This window comes from Streptomyces sp. F001, from assembly GCF_004187715.1.
GTDB classification, from domain to species: Bacteria; Actinomycetota; Actinomycetes; order Streptomycetales; family Streptomycetaceae; genus Streptomyces; species Streptomyces flavusporus.
In genome coordinates, this window is sequence record NZ_QZWF01000124.1 from 1 (window position 1) to 3384 (window position 3384).

The following is a 3384-nucleotide window of genomic DNA, read 5'->3' on the forward strand; positions in this document are numbered from 1 at the left end:
ACGCCGGGCACCCCGCAAACCCGCCCAGCCCAGACGCCCGCTCAAACGGACCGCGGCAAAGAAGCATGCCGCTCCAAGAAATCCCCCACCCCCGAAGCCCGCCGATGCGGCAGCAACACCCGAGCCGTTCCCGCCAACATCGCCTGAATCCGTGACGACTGAACCTCGTCCAGCAGATCCAGCACCTGCATCCCCGCAACAGCCGCCTCATCCGGCCGCCCCCCGCGCGCGAGATCATCCGCAAGCTCTGCCGTGTACAACGCGATGTTCCTGCTGAAGTGCGGATCCTGCAGATGCGCCGCCCGCCGCGCATGCCGCGCCGCCCGCGGCCAGTCGCCCAGCGTCGACCAGCACTGCGCCTCCAGCGCCTCCAGTTCGGCCTCGCCGTAGAAGCTCATCCACTCGGGGTCGGCATCCGAGGCGCCCCGCTCGTAGAGGGCATGCGCGCGGGTGAGCGCCTGGGCGCAGCCGGTGCGGTCGGCGAGCCCCGCCCAGCCGCCCGCCTCGCGCAGTGAGAGCAGCGACATCAGCCGGGCGGAGCCCAGCGGGCGCGCGATGCGCTGCGCGGCCTGCGCCGCGCGCACCGCCTCGCGGGGGCGCCCGGCGTCCCGCGCGAGGAACGCCGTGTTGCAGAAGGCGTGCGCCTCCAGTCCCGGGTCTCCGGTCATCCGGGCGGTCGCGAGCGCCTCTGCGTAGTGCGAACGCGCGTCGTCGAACCGACCCGAGTCGTGCGCCAGCCAGCCCACGGAGATCGCCAGTTCACCGGCGCCCGAGTGCAAGCGGTCGGCGGTCGCCTGCCGCGTGGCGCCGGCGTCCAGCAGCGCGTACGCGGCGCGCAGCGGTGCCGCCGCGCGCCGGTAGAGGCCGTCGGCGCCGTGCCGGTCGTCGAGCAGCCGGATCCTGCGGACGGCTTCTTCGAGGGCGCCCACCTCGCTCGCCCCGACCCGGCGCACGGGGCGCTCCGCGGCCGACGCGTCGAAGGTGAGCCCCAAGGGGCCCAGTGAGGCGGCGGCAACCGTGGCGCCACCGCCGGTCATGAATGCGCGACGCAGCACGTCGCTCTCCTCGTAGTTGATGTGCGTGTCGTACGGGTCCTGCGTGTCATACGGCTCATGGGCCCCGCGCGCCTCAGTGGTGGGCGCGGAGCTCGGGATGGGCATGGGGGGCGGGTCGGCGGCGGTGCGCGCCCCGCGTCCGCGTACGGAGGCGCGGGGCGCGAACCCCAGGTCGGTGAGCGTGCGTCCGGGGAACATGTGCAGGAACACCCGCTCGTAGGCGTAGTTGGGGCAGCGGATCTCGCCCGCCTCCACCCGGCCGATGTAGCGCGCGTCACAGCTGACCTGCTCGCCGATCTCCCGGGCAGCCCGACGGACCGCCGCGGCGAACTCGGCGGCCGAGCGCTTGCCGCGCAGACGCCGGAAGGCGAGGTTCGGCCGCGGTGGCCGGTTGGGCTGGGACGAGGTCACCGTTGACGACGCCATGGCCGGGTCCTCTCGTGCGAACCGTCGAACCATGCCGGAACCGGGTCGAGTTGACTCGAGTGGTCACTGTGGTGCCCTGATTTCCGGCGGGCAAGAACGTACCTGCTGTGACGGGACCGGCACGCAGTGTTTAGCTACAAACCGGATATCTCATACGTGATCTGCCATGAACTGCCATCCTTTGCGGCACACTTCCGCCGTAGCCGTTGACGCCGCCACGGCGTTGAACCCTGTGGACCGGGAGCCGCCCGACTCCCGACCTGCTCGCCCAAGGAGGGTTCCGTGGTGGAGGCCGGGATGGAGACCAGCCGGAGCATCGATTCTTGTACGCCGCTGCCCGCATGCGATCTTGTGACGGTACCCGCCCGGCAGGGGCTGGAGGCGGTCGACATTCTCCGGCGCGGCGAGGCCGAGGCGGTCGGGCCCGTCCTGCACGACGACAGCGGCGACACCCTCGGCTTCGTGGTGCCGGCGGGGACGGCAGCGGCGTGGGACGTCCCGGGCAGTACGTGTACGCAGACCAACGGGCGCGGTCTGAGCCTGGCCCCCGAGCCGCCGGCCGGCGAGGCGGAGGCCGCCGGTTCGGAGTGGCTGCTGTCCCCGGACGAGGCGGAACTGGCGACGGATCCGGCGGTGCTGAGGCGGGCGCTGGGCGAGGCGGCGCGGATGATCGAGGCGGCGGACAACTGTCGCTGATGTGCGCCGGCCGGCCGGGCGGGCGCGGCCGCTCGCGGCTTGCGAAAATGGCCGAATGGGAAAGTCCAGGAAGGCTCGCGGAGCGCAGGCCGCCATCGAAGCCGTCGCCGAGACCGTCGACGGTGGACTCGCTCAGCTGATCCCCGACCGGGACCGGGCACGGGCCTGGACACTGCTGATCGACGGGGCCCCGCAGTCGCACGTCGATCTCGACGATCCGGCGTACCTGTCCTTCGAGTACCAGCGGCGCCTCGGCCATGTCGTCGACCTCGCCGCCCCGCCCGGCAAACCCCTTCAGGCCGTGCACCTCGGAGGCGGCGCCTTCACCCTCGCCCGCTACGTGGCCGCCACCCGCCCCCGCTCCACCCAGCAGGTCGTCGAGGGGGATGCGCCCCTTGTCCAACTGGTCCGCCGTGAGCTGCCGTTGGCGCCGAACGCCCGCATCCGGGTGCGGTCCACGGACGCCCGCGAAGGCCTCGGCAAGGTGCCGGACGGCTGGGCCGACCTCGTGGTCGCCGATGTGTTCAGCGGGGCCCGTACGCCCGCCCATCTGACCTCGACGGAGTTCCTCGACGAGGTGCGCAGGGCGCTCAGGCCCGGCGGGCTGTACGCTGCCAACCTCGCCGACGGGCCGCCCCTCGCCCACCTACGTGGCCAGATAGCCACCGCGGCCGCCCGTTTCGCCGAACTCGCGCTGGTCGCCGACCCGGCCGTACTGCGCGGCAAGCGTTTCGGCAACGCGGTCCTCGTCGCCTCCGACCACCCGCTCCCGCTCGCCGAACTGACCCGCCGCGCCGCCTCCGACCCGCACCCCGGCCGGGTCGAGCACGGCCGCACACTCACCGACTTCACGGGCGGCGCCGTACCGGTCACGGACGCGGCAGCGGTCGCGTCCCCCGCACCACCGGCGTCGGTGTTCCGCTGAGCCGGTAGCTAATAGGTGCCGATCTCCACCCGAGGCGGACCGTCGTGCCAGGTGCAGAACACCGACACCCGCTCGGCGCCCGCACCGAACTCCACCCGGATCCACGTCTCTGTCTTCCACACCTGCATCGACCAGCCGGTGTCCGGGGTGGCCGACACCAGCGTCGCGGAGCTCTTGCCGAGATCGAAGACGACCCGGCCGCCTTCGGTGGCGTAGCTCTTGACCTCTCCCGAGGTGGAGGCGGCGGCCGTGGGGGTGGGGCTCGTGTCCCTGGTGGTCGGG

Annotated in this window: 3 protein-coding genes and 1 pseudogene; 2 read left to right on the forward strand and 2 right to left on the reverse strand. The window is 72.7% G+C overall.

From position 1 onward, the window contains the following. Nucleotides 1-41: 41 nt before the first annotated feature. Complete coding sequence (locus StrepF001_RS44750; protein ID WP_129803805.1) at nt 42-1481, reverse strand: hypothetical protein; 1440 nt, start codon at nt 1479-1481, stop codon at nt 42-44. Nucleotides 1482-1763: 282 nt separating this feature from the next. On the opposite strand from StrepF001_RS44750, the gene StrepF001_RS44755 reads away from it, so the two are divergent. Beyond that, nucleotides 1764-2177: a hypothetical protein gene (locus tag StrepF001_RS44755; RefSeq protein ID WP_240798010.1), complete on the forward strand. Its 414-nt coding sequence runs from the start codon at nt 1764-1766 to the stop codon at nt 2175-2177. A gap of 55 nt (nt 2178-2232) precedes the next feature. Then, nucleotides 2233-3102 (forward strand): fused MFS/spermidine synthase, encoded by an 870-nt coding sequence (locus StrepF001_RS44760; RefSeq protein WP_129803806.1) that lies wholly within the window; start codon nt 2233-2235, stop codon nt 3100-3102. An 8-nt stretch (nt 3103-3110) separates the two neighbouring features. On the opposite strand, the pseudogene StrepF001_RS44765 reads toward StrepF001_RS44760, so the two are convergent. Then, nucleotides 3111-3384 (reverse strand): annotated as a pseudogene (locus tag StrepF001_RS44765) (hypothetical protein); the annotation flags it as partial.